The sequence below is a fragment of the Halorussus marinus genome, from assembly GCF_004521895.1.
In the GTDB taxonomy this organism is placed as follows: Archaea; Halobacteriota; Halobacteria; order Halobacteriales; family Haladaptataceae; genus Halorussus; species Halorussus marinus.
This window is the reverse complement of sequence record NZ_SBIR01000001.1, coordinates 146,071-162,408: the sequence shown is the minus strand read 5'-3', so window position 1 is coordinate 162,408 and position 16,338 is coordinate 146,071. Positions and strand designations below refer to the sequence as shown.

The window sequence follows — 16,338 nt, the reverse complement described above, 5'->3', positions numbered from 1 at the left end:
CGACGCGCGCCCTCGACGACCGCCCGGGCCCGTCGAGCGACTCGTGGGTCTCGACGAACGCCGCCAGCGCGAACTCTGTCTCGGAGGCGCCGGTCAGCGCCTTCGCGTCGGCGCGCGAGAGCTCCGCCGACAGCCAGTCCGCGACGACATCGTGTGCGCGCGGCGTCAGCGGCGAGACGCCCTCACAGCCGAGCAGGTGGAGGACCTTGGCCGCGGTCACCGGGGCGATACCCGCCGATCGCGCGCTCTCGCCGACCGATCGGCCGGCGAGATGCCCCTCGACGACGGTCGCGGCCGACGCGGCGTCGCAGGGCAACTCGTCGGCGAACGCATCGAGTCTCCCCCGGAGGTCGCCGGTGGCGTCGACCGTCGCGACCCCGCGGTCGCGCTGTTGGGCGGTCACTTCGAGTCCGTCTGCGATCTCCGAGAGCGTCACGTCCGAAACTGCCCGCCACATCCACTTAAAATTTCTTTTATAATTTTGTAATTATTGTCCGCGTCGGGGAGGAAGCTACCGGTAATCGGTACGTTCGTCGCGCCGCGACGCGTCTTTCGGCGGCGTTCGCTCCTTCGTTTAAATACGGATCGGAACGAAGTTTGGAGTGTGATGAGCAAAGCACACGCTTCGACGACGTGTCCCGAGTGCGACGGCCGACTGACCCCCGACGGCGACGAGACCGTCTGTGCCGACTGCGGGCTTGTGGTCGCCGAGGACCGCATCGACCGAGGGCCCGAGTGGCGCTCGTTCGCGGACGACGACACCGAGAAAGAGCGGACCGGCGCGCCCCTCACCCGGTCGCGCCACGACCGCGGGCTGACGACCGAGATCGGTCACGGGAGCGACCTCCGGCTGACGGGGCGAAAGCGCCGACAGGTCGCCCGGATGCGCCGCGAACACGGCCGGGCCCGCATCTCCTCGAAGTCCGAGCGCAATCAGGTGTACGCGTTCACCGAGATCCGGCGGCTCGTCAGCGCGCTCCAACTCTCGGACGACGTCCGCGATCGGGCCTGCGTCCTGTTCGAGTCCGCCCAGTCTGAGGACCTCCTGCGAGGCCGGTCGCTGGAGGGGTTCGCGTCGGCCGCGGTGTACGCGACCTGTCGGACCGCCGCGGTCTCGCGCACGCTCGACGAGATCCTCGAAGTCGCCCGCGCGAGCCGAAACGAGCTCAAGGCCGCCTACGACGCGCTCAACCGCGAGCTGGGGCTACCGACCGGCCCCATCGACCCGCGCGAGTACCTGCCGCGGTTCGCCAGCCGGCTCGACCTCCCGCAGGCCGTCGAGACCCGGGCGGCCGAGCTGGTCGAGCGAGCGCGGAGCGGAACCTCCTCAGCGGTCGGGATCCCAGCGGGGTCGCCGCGGCGTGTCTCTACACCGCGGCCCGCGAGCGAGGGCCGCGGCTGACCCAGGCGGACGCCGCCGACGTCGCCGACGTGACGCCGGTCACGCTCCGGTCGACCTACGAGGATCTCACCGAGTGAGCGTTCCGGTCCGGACTGTTTCTGCGAGCGCGACGAATCGGGCCGCCGGTCGGCTGTCGGGCGCGAGCGACGCGACCGGACGACCCTGCCGCTGAGCCCGCCGGACGCGCCCGTCGTCCGGGACCGCCACGACCCGCGCGCCGAGCGCGCGACGGAGCGTCTCGGTCGGCGGCTCCCGACCGGTCCGGTTGAGCGCGACCGCCGCCAGCCCGGCGTCGAGCTCCCGGGCGAGCGCCCGAGTCCGGACCGCGTCGGCGAGCGCAAACTCGCGGGAAGAGGTGACGAGCACCGCGGCGTCGGCCGCCAACAGCGGCACGCCCACGTCGGCGGCCATCCCCGCGGGACAGTCGACGACCACGCGATCGTAGATCGACTCGACGGCGTCGAGCGCCGAGGCGAGCGCCGCCACCTCGCCCGCCCGGGCGCCGGCGAGCGTGCGACCGCACGGGAGCAGGTCGACCGGACCGTCCTCCCGAACCGCCTCGACCGGGTCGGCGCGGCCGGCCAGCACGTCGTGGAGATCAGGACCGCGCGCAGTCGGTAGGTCGGCCATCGAGAGGTCGGCGTCGACCACGACCGCGTCGAGTTCCGCGCCGAGGTTCAGCGACACCGTCGACTTTCCCACCCCGCCTTTCCCGCCCGCGATCGCGAGGATCACCGCGAGTCCCCCGGAGACGATCGCTCGTCGGCCGAGCGGTCGGCGAGCGCTCCGGCGCGGCGCGCCACCGCTTCGAGGGCCTCGCGCTCGGCGGCCGTCGGCGCGGTCGATCGGTCGTCGAGCGCGCCGAGCCACGACTCGACGGCGTCCGGAACCTGGTCGGGCTCGGTCGGCCGCGGGACGGCGTCCGCCGGCGGACGAGCCGCACCGAGCGTGCGCACCACTCCGTCGGGCGTCGCGCGGAGGGCCGACCGATCGGCGGGCTCGGCGACGCCGGCGCGCTCGGTCCAGACGACCTCCGCCGGGGGCTCGGTCGGGGCCGCGGGGCTCGCGTAGCCGAGCGCTCGACGACCGCCGGCCGCGACGACCCCCTCGAAGCCGCCGTCGTCCCAGCCGGCCGCGGCCACGCCCTCGCGTCTGGGCGGCCATACCGCGCCGTCGAGCCGATTCGCGACCCGGACCCGTCGAGCGGTTCGGCCGGGATTGTGCACCATCAGTTCCACGAGCGAGACCCCCGCCTGCGCTTCGACGCGCCAGTCGAGATCCACCATAGGGCGGGTTCGGCGCGGCTTCGGTGTTAAACCTACACGCAGATTACGGGCGCGTCGAGCCACGTCGCGGCGGCGCTCGGCGCCTCGAATCCGGCGGCCTCGGCGTCGATGACGATCGGCGCGGTCAGGTCAGCGAGGCGAGCGACCGCGAGCGCCGCGGTGACCGACGGGGGCGTCTCGCCCGGAACCGCCCCGCGAACGCGCTCGAACGCCGGCCCGAGCGCGTCCGCGAGGTGCTCGCGTGCGCGCCGTCGGAGGTTGTCCGCCCGATCCCGGAGCCGAAGGCGTTCGCGCCGGGCGTCCCGGGTCTCTCTGGCTCGTTCGCGGGCGCGAGCGAGCGTCTGTTCGGCCGCGATCCGCTCGGTTTCGAGGTCGGCGAGCCGGCGGGTCGCGTCCGCGAGTTCGGCCTCGGCGTCGCTCGGATCCCCGTCGGTCTCCCGGAGCGCCTGCACGCGGCCCTGCAGCGTGGCGACGCGCTCGCGGACCGCCGCCTCCGACCCCTCGGCGTCGGCGACGCGTCGGCGCGCGTCCGCGAGGCCGACCGGCGCCGGATCCAGCGCGTCGAGACGCTCGCGGATCCGAGCCAGTTCGCCGTCCTGGGGCGCGGTCCGTCCCCGGGAGCGAGCGGCCGCCGCCAGCGCCGCTCGCCGGGAGAACTCGATCCGGGGCCGAATCACGCCGACGTGCTCGTGGACCGGGCCGGGCGGCGGGCACGCGATCGCGAGGCCGTCGGAGTCGTCGCCGCGAACCGCGTCGCCGACGACGTCGGCCGAGACGTTCCAGTCCGAGAGGTCGATCGCCCGGCCCGTCCGCGTCTCGGTCGACCGCCGAACCCTCACAGCTCCGTCCCGGCCATCGCGCTCGGATCCGGGTGGTCGGTGCCGGCCGCGAACGCTCGGTAGGGCGTGCTCGGGTGCGCTCGGTCCTCGTACGCGGCGGCGGCGCGCCGAACCGCCTCGGGGGCGTCGCGAAACTCGTTGAACGGGTCGGTCCGCTCGATCTGCACGTCGCCCGCGTGTTTCGCCCGGAGTCGGAGCGCGAGGAACGCTCCGAGCCGGGTCGGTTCGAGGAGCGCGGCGCGGCCGAGTCGCTGGACGACCGCCTCGTCGTGGCCGTTACAGACGTTTCGAAGCGTCTGGCGGGCCGCCTTGGAGTACGTTACGACTAGGAGCACGCCGAAAAATTCGGCCGTTTCGAACTTAAAATTACGTCATCTGGACCGGATGTTCCACTCGCCGTCGTCGAACTCGACAACCGTGTCGAACAGCGACGTGAGCGTACTGACGGTCTGGTCGTCGCAGGTGTCGGGGTCGAGGTGGAAGTGGGCGGTCACGCCGGCCGCGTCGAACCGGCCGGTCAGGACGTGGAGGAACTTATACACCGTCTGGAGGTCGGCGTACTGGAGCAGCGCGGTCAGCGAGTCGAAACAGGCGGTGGTCGGGTAGTCGTTGCGGGTCCACTCTTTGAGAATCTCGCTGAGTTTGATCCCGAGTCCCGTCAGGTCGCTGGGGTTCGAGAGGGTCTCGACCACCTCGCTTCGCCCGTTGGCCGCGTTCGACACCGCGGAGGTCGAGCGCGTGGTCTCGCCGACGCTGACAAACCGCATGTTTCGGGGGCGCTCGCCGGCGTGGGCCAGCCAATCCTGGATGCAGGCGTCCGGCGAGCGGGTGTAAGTGACCCACATGACGTTCTGGTCGGCGGGGTCGTCGAGCGAGAGGAGGTTGAGGCACGCCTCGTCGGTCGCGTCGTGCAGCGACGGCGCCAGGACCAGCGTACAGGTACCCGGTCCGACGGCGTCCCACGGCGGCCCTGGTTCGTTGTTTCGCTTCGTTTGCATCGGTGGATCGTACGTTCGGACTCGCACGCTCGACCGCTCGACAGACGTGAGCGTTGCTTTCTTCTTAGAGGACCTAGTTTATTTATTTTCCCCTCTTGACGGGAACCATCGCGGCGTCACTCGACCGGTTCGACCTCGAACGCCCCCCAGTCGCCGTCTTCGTCGTCCGAGCCGGCCTCTGGCTCGGTCGCCGTCAGCTCCCGAACGCGCCGACGCGCCTGTGCGGGCGACTCGGCGACGACGACGAGGCCCTCAACCGACGGCGCTCCCGACGCCCGGTACGCCGAGAGCGTCTCCTCCTCGAACTCGGTCGCGTAGGTCCGCAACACCGTCAGGACCCGGCGCTCGGTCGCTTCGAGGTCCGCCTCGCCGGCCTCGAAGTCCGCCAGCGCGTCCTCGACGTTACGGAGCGCGGAGATGCGGTCCATCTACGTCGTCCGCAGGTGGTCGGTCGAGGGCTCGTACACCTCGCCTTTCTGTTTTAGCTTGTCGATCTCGTGTTCGGCCTTCGAGTGATCCATCCCGATGTCCTCGGCGCGTTCGAGCACGACGTCGACCGGGGCGCCGTCGTCGTACTCCTCCTCGATATCGGCGATGAGCTGTTTGATGTTTTTGATGCGGTCGCGCTGGGTCTTCGAGGTGCCGGTCTCGACCACGTCGGCGTCGAACTGGCCGGTCTCGGGGTCGACGCCGATGTCCTGGAGGCACGATCGGGTGATCTCGACCGCGCGCTCGGCGTCCTCGACCTCGACTTCGTCGGAGAGTCGAACCCGCGCGCTGGCCTCCGAGAGCCGGACCAGCGCCTCTAACTTCCGGGCGGTGACCGGGACCGGCGCGTCCTCGTCGGCGCCTTTCGTCCGGAGGTCGACGTAGAAGTCCTCGATGGTCCGCTTTGCCTCCTCGGTCATCGTGGGGAAGCAGTTGCGCTTCGCGTACGCGATGTACTTGCGCAGGAGGTCGGGGTCGATCGCCGGCGCGACCTCCTCGGTCTGGCTCTCGACCTCCTCTTGGGTGATGTTCGGGGCGCTCATCTCGGTGCGCTGGGTGTTGAGCTGGCCCGCGTAGTTCGTCTGGATGATGTGCTGGGCGAGGCGCTTGTCGTGTTCCTCGTCGGGCTGGTCGGTGACCGTGAAGATGAGGTCGAACCGCGAGATGAGCGCGGGTTCGAGGTCGATCTGCTCGCCGATGGGCTCGTACTGGTCGAACCGGCCGTACTTGGGGTTCGCGGCACCGAGTAGCGAACACCGGGACTTGAGCGTCGCGTTGATGCCGGCCTTCGAGACCGAGATCTTCTGCTGTTCGAGCCCCTCGTGCATCGCCGACCGGTCGTCGGGCGCCATCTTGTCGAGTTCGTCGACCGCCGCGATGCCCTGGTCGGCCAGCACGAGCGCGCCGGCTTCGAGGGTCCACTGCTGGCCGTCGCCGAAGTCGTCGCGTACCGCGGCGGCGGTAAGCCCCGCGCTTGACGACCCCTTCCCGGAGGTGTACACCGAGCGCGGGGCGATGTTCTGGACGTACGAAATCATTTGGGATTTTCCCGTTCCGGGGTCCCCGATCAACAGCATGTGAAGGTCCCCGCGGATCCGGGACTCGTCGGGGAGGTGTTTGGTCACGCCCGAAAACAGCTGGAGGATCATCGCGAGCTTCTCTTCCTCGTAGCCGTAGATGGCCGGAGCCATCGAGCCGACCATCTGCTCGTAGATGTCGTCGGCGTTCGAGAGCTCGACGATCTCTTTTTTGTCCTCGTCGGTGATGTCCATGTCCTCGAACTGCTCGTCCTCGATGGTGACCGCGACGCCGTCCATGTACACGTCGAACACCGCGGACTTGTCCTGTCCGCTACCCTGCTGTTCGAGGTGGAGGATGCCGGTGACCCGGACGTGGTCGCCGGGCGTCACTTCGCCGGTGATGTCGTCTTCGATGTGGACGTCGATGCTCTGGGGCGTCTCGCCGCCGCGCAGTCCCTCGGGGCTCTCCTGGACCCGGATCTTCTGGGAGTCGATGAACTCCGACTGGTCGAAGTTGATCTGGAAGGGGCCCTGACGTTCACAGCCCTGACACTCGTGGGGCTCCTGGAAGTCGCCGCCGCTCTGGGGGATGTAGGTGAGCGTGCCACACCGCTGGCACTCGAAGGCGGCCTCCTGAATCTTCGGCCGGACGTCGGTCGCCTTCCGGACGATGCCCTGGACGTCGACCATGGTGTTGACGTGGCGGGCGCGGATCGCGCGGATGTCGGTGGTCTCGGGGAGGTTCTGAACCCGGACGTGGGCCTGCCCGAGGCTCACGTCGACCGGGAGGTCGTAGAGTCGAAGCGCCTCCTCGGCGTACTCCTGGTGCTGTTCGGGCTGAGAGAGATAGTCGTCCGCGAGGTCCGCATCGTACCGGTAGAGGTCGTTCCAGTCGACGTACAGCGATCGCTGCTCGCCGGGGTACTTCGCGGCGAGCGCCCCGATCTCGTCGCTGTAGTACCGCCGATAGAACTGCTCGAAATCGTCGACTAGTTCGGTGTTCTCCGCGCGAGCCATTCGGTCGTCTCGTAGTTCCTCCTCCGGTAAGAACTTTCGTAAAGCGGGCCGAAAGTGAACGTGGCGTCGGCGCGCCCCGCTTGCGGTCGGGTCGCGGTGGGCACTGTGACCGAGTGGGCGAACCCCTTTGCTGGATTGTCCGGACTTTTGTACCCGCACCCGGAGGAGTGACACATGGAACTCGGTACCGCGGACGCGGACCCGGGCGAGCTGGCGACCGGCTACCTCGACGTCACCGACCTGCCGACGGGCGGGGCCGAACGCCTGCCCGTCGTCGTCGCCGAGGGCGACGCGGACGGCCCCGAGCTCTGGATCACGGGGACGCTCCACGGCGACGAGGCGACCGGGCTCGCGGTCGCCCAGGATACGATGGACGAGACGTTGCCGACCGGCCTCGCCGGCACCGTCGTCTGCATCCCGAACCTGAACCCCGCGGGACTGCGCCGCAACGAGCGCACCTCCTACTACCACGACGACGACCCGAACCGCTACTTCCCCGACCCCGACGCCGAGACCACTCGGCCGCCGAAGGTCCAAGAGCTGATCGACCGGCGCGTCTACGAGGCGTTCGCCGACTCGGCGGACGCGCTCGTCAACCTCCACACGTCGGTCGTCGATTCGGTGCCGTTCACCATCCGCCACCGGGTGTTCTACGGGGACCGCCGGACCGAATCGGCCGCCCGAACGCTCGCCGAGACGCAGGGCCGACTCGTGGAAGCGTTCGGACTGCCGGTGCTCAATCAGTACCCCGAGCCGGAGTACACCGACCGGGGGCTCCAGCGCTCGACCACCGGCGCGGCGCTCGACGTGGCCGGCATCCCCGCGATGACGCCCGAACTCGGCGGCCACAGCGTCGTCGACGACGACATCACGGCGGCGGGTGTCGCGGGGTGCTATCGGGTGATGGTCGCGCTCGGGATGCTCGAATCGGTCCCGGAGGAGGTCGCCGCCGCCGACCCCGGGTTCAAAAAGCCCGTCGACTACTCGGTCCGGCGCGCCCAGCACCCGCGGACCGACACGCCGGGGATCGTCCGCCACCGCGTCGAACCGGGCGACGTCGTGGCGGCGGGCGACCCCGTGGCCGACATCGTCACGCCCCACGGCGAGCACAAGGCGACCGTCGAGTCCGAACGCGACGGCTACGTCGTCGGTCGGACCGAGGGCGTCGCGGTGTACGAAAACGATGCGCTGTGTTACCTCGCGGTCCGCGACGAAGACGACGTCGTCGTCGAACGCGACGGCGAGTGACGAATCGGGGCGTGGGTCGGTCGGAAGTCGAGACGACTGCGATCGACCGGGAGCGTTCGCGTCGCTTCAGTTTCACTTTCACTTCGCACACGGCCGACGTTTATCGGCTCGGAGCGCGTCTCCCCGCTCGTGATGAGTTCGAGTCGAAAACGCCACGAACTCCCGACCGAACGCGGTCGCCTCCGGCGAGCGTACACCGAACGCCAGCCGCGGGACGCCGAACTCACCTACCGGGACCACCGGATCGCGAGGGCGCCGAGCGACCGGACCCGCGGCGAGCAGTGGCGGATTTTCGGCCCGAACGGCGGCTGTCTCACGACGGTCGACTCCGAGGAGTTCGAAATCCCGGCCGAGTGGCTCCGGTTCGTCGACACCGCGATCCACTCGGGGACCGACCGCGCGACCGAACTGTTCGACGTTCGCGCGTCGGCGACCGGACTCGGACCGCGCGACGGTCGGCGAGGACGGCGAGAAATCGGCCGCGTGTCGGGGTCGTGTCAGTCGAGGACGACGGACAGCGCCCAGAGGGCGAGAACGAGCGCGAGCCACAGTACGCCGGCGCCGACACCGATCCTGAGCAAGCCGTCGGTGCCCAAGAGCCCGAACCCGATCCAGATCAGAACGCCGCCGGCCGCGAACCCGTTGATCGTGAGCCCGCTCACGGTCACGGGCGTCGAGCGAACGGTCTGGAGGGCCCCGTACGAGCCCAGAACTAGCCCGATTCCGTAGAAGACGAACCCGAGAAAGCCCCCGATCGAGCTGAAAAACGGCGCTCCCGAGAGCGACACGTCCGCGCTCTGTGTCGTAGTCTCGGCGACGGTCGTGGTTGCCCGCTCGGCCGATCCGGTCGTGGTCGGTGTCGTGGTGTTCGGCTCGTCGGTCGCGTTCTGTCGGTCCCGAACCGTGAGCGTCACCGTCGCTGGATCAGCGCTTTCGACGCCCAGTTCGTCTTCGACCGAGATCGCCACCGTGCGTTCGCCCGGGCGCTCGAACGTGACCGCGAACACCGGGTCGGTCGCGGTCCGCTCGGATCCGTCGGTCCTGAACCGATAGGTCTCGACCGCGCCGTCGGGATCGGACGAGCCGGCGGCCGAGATTCTGAGTTCCTCGCCGACCCTCGGGGTCGTCGTCGAGACGGTGAGGTTGGCCTGCGGACGATGCTTCGGGGCGTGGACGTGCGAGGCGGTGCTCGGGAGGAAATCGACCCAGCCGTTGCGAGTCACGATCCGGTCGCCGGTGCCCTCGGGGTGGATCGAGGAGTGAGTCGGGCCGTCCGGTGCGCCCCAGTAGTTGCGTTCGGCGACGACGGTCTGTGTCGCGTTGAGCAGCAGTCGCGTCGTCGTGTTCGCGTCGACGAGCGTGCTCACGTTCACGACCATGCCGCGTCGGTGGCCGTACACGTCGTTATCGCGCACGCGGACTCGTGCCCGCCGGTCGTCGTCCTTCGAGAGGACGATCCCGGTCGGGAGCTCCCTCGTGAGGGTTCGGACGGTGAGAGCCGACCGATCGGGTTTCCACAGCGTGTTCGGACCGTCCGGTCGAAGCACGACCATCGAGTCGTCGCTGGAGCCGGGTCCAAACTTGGCACGGACGTCCGGATCGTCCAAGAGTTCGGTGAGCTGTTCGGAGACGTCTCCGGCCCGGAAGATGGCCCCGGCTGCGCCTTCTTCGACGATCATTCCGGTTCCGGGCGCGTAGCCGGCGAGTCGAGCGGGCGTGTCGAACCCGTACGTGTTGTGGACGATCGAGTTGTTCCGGACGCTGGCATCGACCGATCCCGCGATGCGGACGCCGTACGCGTTCGCCGTCACGGTGTTTCGCGTTACGTTGAGCGTCCCTGCGTGGGTCAGCTGATTGTCGAGATCGAGCCCGATCGCCGCGTTGTCGAAGACGGTGTTCGAATCGACCGAGACGTTGTCAACGAGGAGCTCGGTCCGAAGCGACAATCCGTGATCGCCGTTTCGCCCGATCTCGTTGTCCGCGACTCGGAGATGGCGGGCCTGCTCGCTCTCGATCGCGACGCCGACGTTCGAATTTTCCGCGATAGTGTTGTTCGCGAGCGTCGAGTGGACGACGTGGCCGCCGCCGAGATAGAGGCCGGCGCGACCGTTGTCTGTGATCTCGTTGTGCTGGACGTCGAGGCCGGTGAGTCGTGCCCGGTGCGCGACGACCGAGATCCCGTGGCGGCTGTTCTGTGCGATCCGGTTGTCCGCGACCCGCATCGAGAGCCTGTCGACGGTCGACCGGCCCATATGAGTGTGTCGGACCGAGAGGCCGGTCGTGCTCTGCGTGATCGTGTTCGACGTGATCTCGAAGCGACCGAGCGCGTCGTTGCGCGTGTAGATCCGAATGCCGGTCTCGGTCTCGGAAATCCGGTTCCGGGACACCTGAAAGTCCGCGGTGCGCTCGCTCCGAACCGCGAGTCCGCTCCCGCCGATACCCCGGATTAGATTGCCCCGAACCTCGAAGTTCCGGGCCGTCTCTGCGGCGACGAACACCGCCTGATCGTCGATCGCCTCGAACGTCGAGTCGACGATCCGGAACCGCGAGGCGCGACTCCCGTCGGATTCTCCCAGGGCTCGGGCCCGCTCGGTCGTTCGAATATTGAGCGGGAGCGTCGTGTCCGCGAGCTGTTCGACCCCGCGGTCGCGGATCCGTATCGAAACCGGGTAGGTTCCGTACGTTTTGGGATTGGTCACGTTATCGTATCGCACGAGAAGCGACTCGTCGGCTCGAAGCCGGACCGAGCGGTTCAGTTCGATCGCGAAGGCGTTGGATCGGTGGCCGACGGCCTCGACGTGCGACGCGAGCGACCGGTCGATCTCTCCGTCCCCGTTCGTGTCGATGCCGAACCGCTCGATCGACGACGCGGTGACTCGGTCGACGTCACCGTGGCCCCGATAGTCGACCGCCAGCGTGTCACCGGTGACGTCGGTTCGGGTCGACAGCGCGATACGGTGGGTCGCTCGCGCGTCGAGTTCGGTGAAGTTCGGCCGGATCTCAGAGCCCGCTACGGCGCCCGAAGCGGGCGCGATCGCGACCCCGCGGCCGCTAATATTGGCGAACGAGGAGTCCGCGATCGAGAGCCGCGGCGGGACCGAGACGTCCGTGACCTCGATTCCGCTCCGCGCGGTCGACCGGACCGCGACTGACGAAAGGTCGACCGTGCCTTCGCTACTCGTCACCGTAACGGCGCTCCGGGCGGTTTCGAGCGTCGTGTGAGACAGCGAGAGCCGCGAGTTCGACGAGCCGTTGTACCGAATCGTCCCCCAGTGAATGTCCGCGGGCGCCTGCGGAGCCGTCTCGAATCCGACCGGAGCCGCCGCCGTTCCGTTCGCCGTGAGATTCCCACGGACGGTGATCGTGATATCTTCGGCGGGCTGGACGGTCGTTCCCGGTTCGATTTCGAGCGTCGCCCCCCGTTCGATCGTGATGTCCTCGGCGATCCGATACGGTCCCTCCTCGGCGGACCACGTCGTCTCGCCGGTTATATCGTCCTCGATATACGTTATAGTAGCCGTACTGCTCGTCGCGATTCCGGTCGGCGCGAGAACGACGGCGACGAGACAGAAGACGGCGATTTTCCGGGACGATACGATGCCCATACGTGTCACCAGAAAGAGGAGCGGTATAAATCGTTTCGTTGGCTAATCGGTGAAATTGGCGGGCTCCGGTGTGTAGATCGGGAGTAGGTTTTATGTATCTATAATGACCCAGATACGTCCGAGAGGAGACAGCTAATGCTCAGAGAGAGTGTGGCGGTCGTCTTTGCGATTCTGCTGGTGACCGCACCCGTCGGGGGTGCGATGGGCACGCAACTGGGAGCCGCCTCTGGCGCCGCACCGAGGGGTGTAGAGCGTCCCGACACCGCCCAGGCCCACCCGCAGATGAGTCAGGCCCGGGCCGATCCCGAACCGGAGATGTCCGTCGACGCCCCCGACCGGGTGACGGTCGGTGACACGTTCGACATCGCGGTCGAAGCCGAGAACGACGGCGGGAGAGCCGGGCAGTTCTCTACGATCACCGTTTCGTCGCCGTCGTTCTCCGAGGGAGATCGGTTCGATGACCTGTCGACGAGCCTCGATTACAAGGCTAGGTTCGACGCGGGTGAGGAGGTCTACGACAAGGACGGCGACCGGATAACAGCGGAGTACGCACTCGCGGAGGCCGGGACGCCGGGAGACTCCTACTGGGAGGGCAGTGCGGAACACTCGTTCTCGACCGAGATCACCGCCGAGGAGACCGGGACGCTGGTTTTCTACGTGCGAACGACACTTTCCGGTGACGAGGACCCCGACCGAAAGTTCAACGCGCCCGAGTCGCCCGACGCATACGATACGCAGGACTTCGGGGTGAGAAGAGTCGAAGTCGAGGTCGACCCCGAAACCGAGAGCTACGACCTCGACGCGGACACCGAGGGCGACGGGAGCCTTCGGATCTATCCGCCGGGCGTCACGACCGAGAACTTCGACGGGAGCTACGAGGAAGACACCGTCGTGGGACTGACCGCCGAGCCGGCGTTCGAGTCGCAGTTCACCGGCTGGGAGGGCGACGTCGGATTCGCTGACCGCGACGACCGATCGATCGAAGTGACCATGGATCAGGCCCGGTCGCTCACCGCCACCTTCGAGGACGAAACCGACGAGTATCGACTCCGGGCCGAATCCGAACGCGGTGGCGATCTACAGATTTTCCCGCCGGGCGTCCGGACCGACAACTTCGCTCGCACCTACGAGGAAGACACCGAGGTCGAACTGGTTGCGGACCCCGACCCCGAGATGGCGTTCGAGGCGTGGGAGGGCGACGTCGGGACGGCCGACCGCGACGATCGATCGATCGAAGTGACGATGGATCAGGCCCGGTCGCTCACCGCCACCTTCGAGGACGAAACCGAGGAACACGAATTAGACGTAGAGGCCGAACAGAACGGAGACGTTCGAATCTATCCGCCGGGTGTTCGGGACCGACGGTTCAGCCGCGACTACGAGGACGGAACCGAGGTCCGACTGGTGGCAGAGCCGGACAGCGAGTCGCAGTTCACCGGCTGGGAGGGCGACGTCGGATTCGCTGACCGCGAGGATCGGTCGATCGAGGTGACCATGGATCAGGCCCGGTCGCTCACCGCCACCTTCGAGGAGGAGACCGCGGAGTACCGACTCCGGGCCGACGCAGAACAGGGCGGGGATCTGCGGATCTCCCCGCCGGGCGTTCTGACCGAAGACTTCACACACCGGTACGAACGAAACGCCGAAGTCGAGCTGATCGCGGACCCCGACCCCGACGTGGAGTTCGAGGCGTGGGAGGGCGACGTCGGGACGGCCGACCGCGAGGATCGGTCGATCGAGGTGACCATGGATCAGGCCCGGTCGCTCACCGCCACCTTCGAGACGCCCGGCTACGAACTCGAAGCCGAAACCGACGGCGACGGCGAAGTAGCGGTGTCCCCGCCGGGAGTGTCGACCGAGGAGTTCACCCGAACGTACCGAGAAGAGACCGAAGTTCGGCTAACGGCTACCCCCGAGGGGGACGCGCGTTTCGTCGGCTGGAACGGTGACGTTGGGTTCGCTGACCGCGAGGACCGGTCGATCGAGGTGACCATGGATCGGGCCCGGTCGCTCACCGCGGTCTTCGAGAGCGAGACCCAGGAGTACGAGCTGACGGCGCGGGCAGACGGCGACGGATCGGTCCGCGTCGTTCCCCCCAACAGCAGAAACCGCGAGTTCAGCCGATCCTACGCCAACGGAACGACGGTTCGGCTCATCGCCGAGCCCGAACCGGAGACCCAGTTCTCGGGATGGGAAGGCGACGTGGGTCTCGTCGATCGCGACGACCGGTCGATCGAAGTGACCATGGATCGAGCCCGATCGCTGACTGCCGGCTTCGACCCAGCGGCGTCCAAAGAACTGGTCGTCGAAATCGACGAGTCTGAGAGTACCGTCTCCCGCGATGCCCGCGTCGGTATTCAGGAGGTCGAAGGCGCCGAGGTCCGGGTCGGCGGCGACGGACGGGCCGAGTTCGACGAGCTCGAACCGGGCACCTACACCGCCTACGTTCGCTCTGCAGGCCACGGCGACGTGCTGGCGGTTAGAACGGTCAGGCTCGAACGGTCCGAGGATCGCGAAGACGTCGAGTTCTCGGTTCAGGGTGAACGAACCGTCGCGCTGAGACTCGAAGACACGTCGGTTCCCGAGTCGAGAGAGTCCTCCGGCGAGTGGGTCGTTTCGATCCCGGAGTTAGACGCGTCGGTCACCGCACCGGGAGACGAAGAGTTCGTCTTCGAGGACGTTCCGCCGGGCGAGTACCGGGTCGTGTACCGCCCGGAACTCACCGAATCCGAGTACATGACGTTCTCCGAAAGCGTCCGAATCGCGGACGACGACGAGACGGTCACGATCGCGTTCAACGGGACCGAGCAGAGCAAGCGGACGCTCGACACGATCATGGACGACCGGGTGAGCGAGTGGCAGGAGTTCGGCATGGGATTCGTCTGCGGGGAGTACTGCTTTGCCGAAGACTCCCACAACAACGTCGACTACCTGACCGGCTGGATCATCAGCGGAATCGCCATCTTCGGCGACGTGCGAGATATTTCGAACTACCTCATAGAACAGAAGGGGGTCGAACTTGGCGTCACCGTCGTGGGGTTAGTTCCAGCCGTCGGCGACACGCCGAGGATAACCCAGATATTCGGGAAGGCCGCGAAGTACATGGAGGTGCGGAAGCTGACGAAGTTCGCAGCCCGGTTCGACGTGCTCGACAGCCAGTTCGTCAGGATTTTGGACGAGATCCACGACGGCGCGGGGTCGCGTCTCCTCGACGCGGGATTCGATCGGCAGGATCTCAAGAGGCTCGGGACGGAGGGAGCGGACATCGGGCTGATCGATCGGCGCCTCGACGCGGTCGCGAGGATCGAGGATCTCAGTAACGCCCGGGGCGAACTCGGGGAGATCGTCGCCCGTGCGACGGTTATTCCGGCCCGATACGGCGACGACGTGAAAGTCGTTGACAACGTCGAGATCGTCAGAGCAAACGGGAATTCGGCGGGTGAGATCGACCACGTCGTCGTGAAAGACGGCGAGGTCGTCGGCGTGTGGGAAACGAAGTCCGCGGTCGACGACGCGGGGAAGGCCGGGACCGAGCTCCGGAAAGCGATGGCGTACGTCGAGCGACACGAAGCCGACCAAATCACCCTGAAAGGGACCGACGAAATCGACCCCGCGCAGTTCAAACGCGCCGACGCTATCGACGAGGGAACGATCGGTCCGAGCGACGGGACGGGGTACGACGAGACGATGTCGCTCTCCAATTCGGAACTGGACCGTATCGCGGACGACGTTCACGATGGGTGATGTCTGAAGCAAGCGACCGCGACCGAATTCACGAGGGTCCTCGGCCGGGAACCGGATACCGTCTCGTTAGGGCGCTCGCCGCTCAGCGTGACGGAGCACTCGCTCGGTCACGTCTTCGGTGACCTGCGTGTAATGACCGTTCCCGCCGACTTCGGTGGCGTAGATGATCGCGTTCTGGTAGACGGCGATAGAGATCGTGGCGTCGTATCCGCTCGGAGTGGTGTATTCGAAGCTCCGGATATCGCCGCTCGTGAACTCGACGCCTTCGGCGTCAGTGTACAAGTCCAGTATCTCGGCGGCCACCGACGCCGAGTCGGCGGTCTGGTCGACGAGGACGAGCGTCGACTGGACGGCTATCGGAGTTTGCGTTCCTGCGTCGCCCTCTCGGGCGAAGATGTTTTTCTGACTCTTTCGGATGTTCGAGACGTCGCTCAGTTCGGTGTTGGATTGGTTCGGCGATTTCGTGAGCGTGTAGTTCCCGGACAGGGCGACGGACTCGACGTTCAACTCTACCAGATCGGTCGTAGGAGAAAGCGTGGTCGGCGTCGAAACCGTCGAAGTTTGCTCGACGGAGTCCTGAGTGGTGACCCGAGCGGTAGTCGATTCGGGGCTTTCGTCTAACACGCCGGCACAACCCGAGAGAGAGACCAGAACGACGCAGACGAGTAGAGCGTATCTCATACTCGAGACG

At 67.4% G+C, this 16,338-nt stretch carries 11 protein-coding genes and 2 pseudogenes; 3 read left to right on the top strand and 10 right to left on the bottom strand.

Annotated elements, in window-relative coordinates; translation table 11 throughout:
- Positions 1-88: 88 nt before the first annotated feature.
- Positions 89-457 (bottom strand): annotated as a pseudogene (locus tag EPL04_RS19505) (DUF7858 family protein); the annotation flags it as partial.
- Between the two features lie 150 nt (positions 458-607).
- Between EPL04_RS19505 and EPL04_RS00765 the strand changes: the two are divergent.
- Positions 608-1,479 (top strand): annotated as a pseudogene (locus EPL04_RS00765) (transcription initiation factor IIB).
- Here the strand turns inward: EPL04_RS00765 and EPL04_RS00760 are convergent.
- The 7 genes from EPL04_RS00760 to EPL04_RS00730 form a co-directional block, all read right to left on the bottom strand.
- Complete coding sequence (locus tag EPL04_RS00760) at positions 1,469-2,137, bottom strand: MinD/ParA family ATP-binding protein (RefSeq protein WP_134668518.1); 669 nt, start codon at positions 2,135-2,137, stop codon at positions 1,469-1,471. The pseudogene EPL04_RS00765 and the gene EPL04_RS00760 overlap by 11 nt on opposite strands.
- Positions 2,134-2,688 (bottom strand): DUF7857 domain-containing protein, encoded by a 555-nt coding sequence (locus tag EPL04_RS00755; protein WP_134668516.1) that lies wholly within the window; start codon positions 2,686-2,688, stop codon positions 2,134-2,136. The genes EPL04_RS00760 and EPL04_RS00755 overlap by 4 nt, the downstream gene beginning before the upstream one ends.
- 32 nt (positions 2,689-2,720) lie before the next feature.
- A complete protein-coding gene (locus tag EPL04_RS00750) occupies positions 2,721-3,527 on the bottom strand; it encodes a DUF7856 family protein (RefSeq protein WP_134668514.1) in 807 nt (268 codons plus the stop codon).
- Entirely contained in the window at positions 3,524-3,862 is a 339-nt protein-coding gene (locus tag EPL04_RS00745; protein ID WP_134668512.1) for a DUF7855 family protein, read from the bottom strand. The genes EPL04_RS00750 and EPL04_RS00745 overlap by 4 nt, the downstream gene beginning before the upstream one ends.
- A gap of 36 nt (positions 3,863-3,898) precedes the next feature.
- Positions 3,899-4,525 (bottom strand): DUF7504 family protein, encoded by a 627-nt coding sequence (locus tag EPL04_RS00740; protein WP_245154505.1) that lies wholly within the window; start codon positions 4,523-4,525, stop codon positions 3,899-3,901.
- Positions 4,526-4,641: 116 nt separating this feature from the next.
- The gene (locus EPL04_RS00735) at positions 4,642-4,953 is read right to left on the bottom strand and encodes a DUF7854 family protein (protein WP_134668510.1); all 312 of its coding nucleotides are present in this window, start codon (positions 4,951-4,953) and stop codon (positions 4,642-4,644) included.
- Complete coding sequence (locus EPL04_RS00730; RefSeq protein WP_134668508.1) at positions 4,954-7,050, bottom strand: minichromosome maintenance protein MCM; 2,097 nt, start codon at positions 7,048-7,050, stop codon at positions 4,954-4,956.
- Between the two features lie 174 nt (positions 7,051-7,224).
- Here EPL04_RS00730 and EPL04_RS00725 point away from each other — a divergent pair, with 174 nt between their 5' ends.
- Positions 7,225-8,298 (top strand): succinylglutamate desuccinylase/aspartoacylase family protein, encoded by a 1,074-nt coding sequence (locus EPL04_RS00725; RefSeq protein ID WP_134668506.1) that lies wholly within the window; start codon positions 7,225-7,227, stop codon positions 8,296-8,298.
- A 497-nt stretch (positions 8,299-8,795) separates the two neighbouring features.
- Here the strand turns inward: EPL04_RS00725 and EPL04_RS00720 are convergent, their stop codons facing one another.
- A complete protein-coding gene (locus tag EPL04_RS00720; RefSeq protein ID WP_134668505.1) occupies positions 8,796-11,903 on the bottom strand; it encodes a right-handed parallel beta-helix repeat-containing protein in 3,108 nt (1,035 codons plus the stop codon).
- Between the two features lie 135 nt (positions 11,904-12,038).
- Between EPL04_RS00720 and EPL04_RS00715 the strand changes: the two genes are divergently transcribed.
- Positions 12,039-15,647 carry an InlB B-repeat-containing protein gene (locus EPL04_RS00715; protein ID WP_134668503.1) on the top strand — a complete coding sequence of 1,203 codons (3,609 nt, stop codon included), beginning with the start codon at positions 12,039-12,041 and terminating at the stop codon, positions 15,645-15,647.
- A gap of 66 nt (positions 15,648-15,713) precedes the next feature.
- Here EPL04_RS00715 and EPL04_RS00710 read toward each other — a convergent pair whose 3' ends face one another.
- Positions 15,714-16,328, bottom strand: coding sequence for a hypothetical protein (locus tag EPL04_RS00710; protein ID WP_134668501.1), 615 nt, complete (start codon positions 16,326-16,328; stop codon positions 15,714-15,716).
- Positions 16,329-16,338 lie beyond the last annotated feature (10 nt).

Coding starts and splice junctions, on each gene's coding strand:
- EPL04_RS00755 (WP_134668516.1), bottom strand. CDS start 2,688: ATGGTGGATCTCGACTGGCGCGTCGAAGCGCAGGCGGGGGTCTCGCTC.
- EPL04_RS00740 (WP_245154505.1), bottom strand. CDS start 4,525: ATGCAAACGAAGCGAAACAACGAACCAGGGCCGCCGTGGGACGCCGTC.
- EPL04_RS00735 (WP_134668510.1), bottom strand. CDS start 4,953: ATGGACCGCATCTCCGCGCTCCGTAACGTCGAGGACGCGCTGGCGGAC.
- EPL04_RS00730 (WP_134668508.1), bottom strand. CDS start 7,050: ATGGCTCGCGCGGAGAACACCGAACTAGTCGACGATTTCGAGCAGTTC.
- EPL04_RS00725 (WP_134668506.1), top strand. CDS start 7,225: ATGGAACTCGGTACCGCGGACGCGGACCCGGGCGAGCTGGCGACCGGC.
- EPL04_RS00720 (WP_134668505.1), bottom strand. CDS start 11,903: ATGGGCATCGTATCGTCCCGGAAAATCGCCGTCTTCTGTCTCGTCGCC.
- EPL04_RS00715 (WP_134668503.1), top strand. CDS start 12,039: ATGCTCAGAGAGAGTGTGGCGGTCGTCTTTGCGATTCTGCTGGTGACC.
- EPL04_RS00710 (WP_134668501.1), bottom strand. CDS start 16,328: ATGAGATACGCTCTACTCGTCTGCGTCGTTCTGGTCTCTCTCTCGGGT.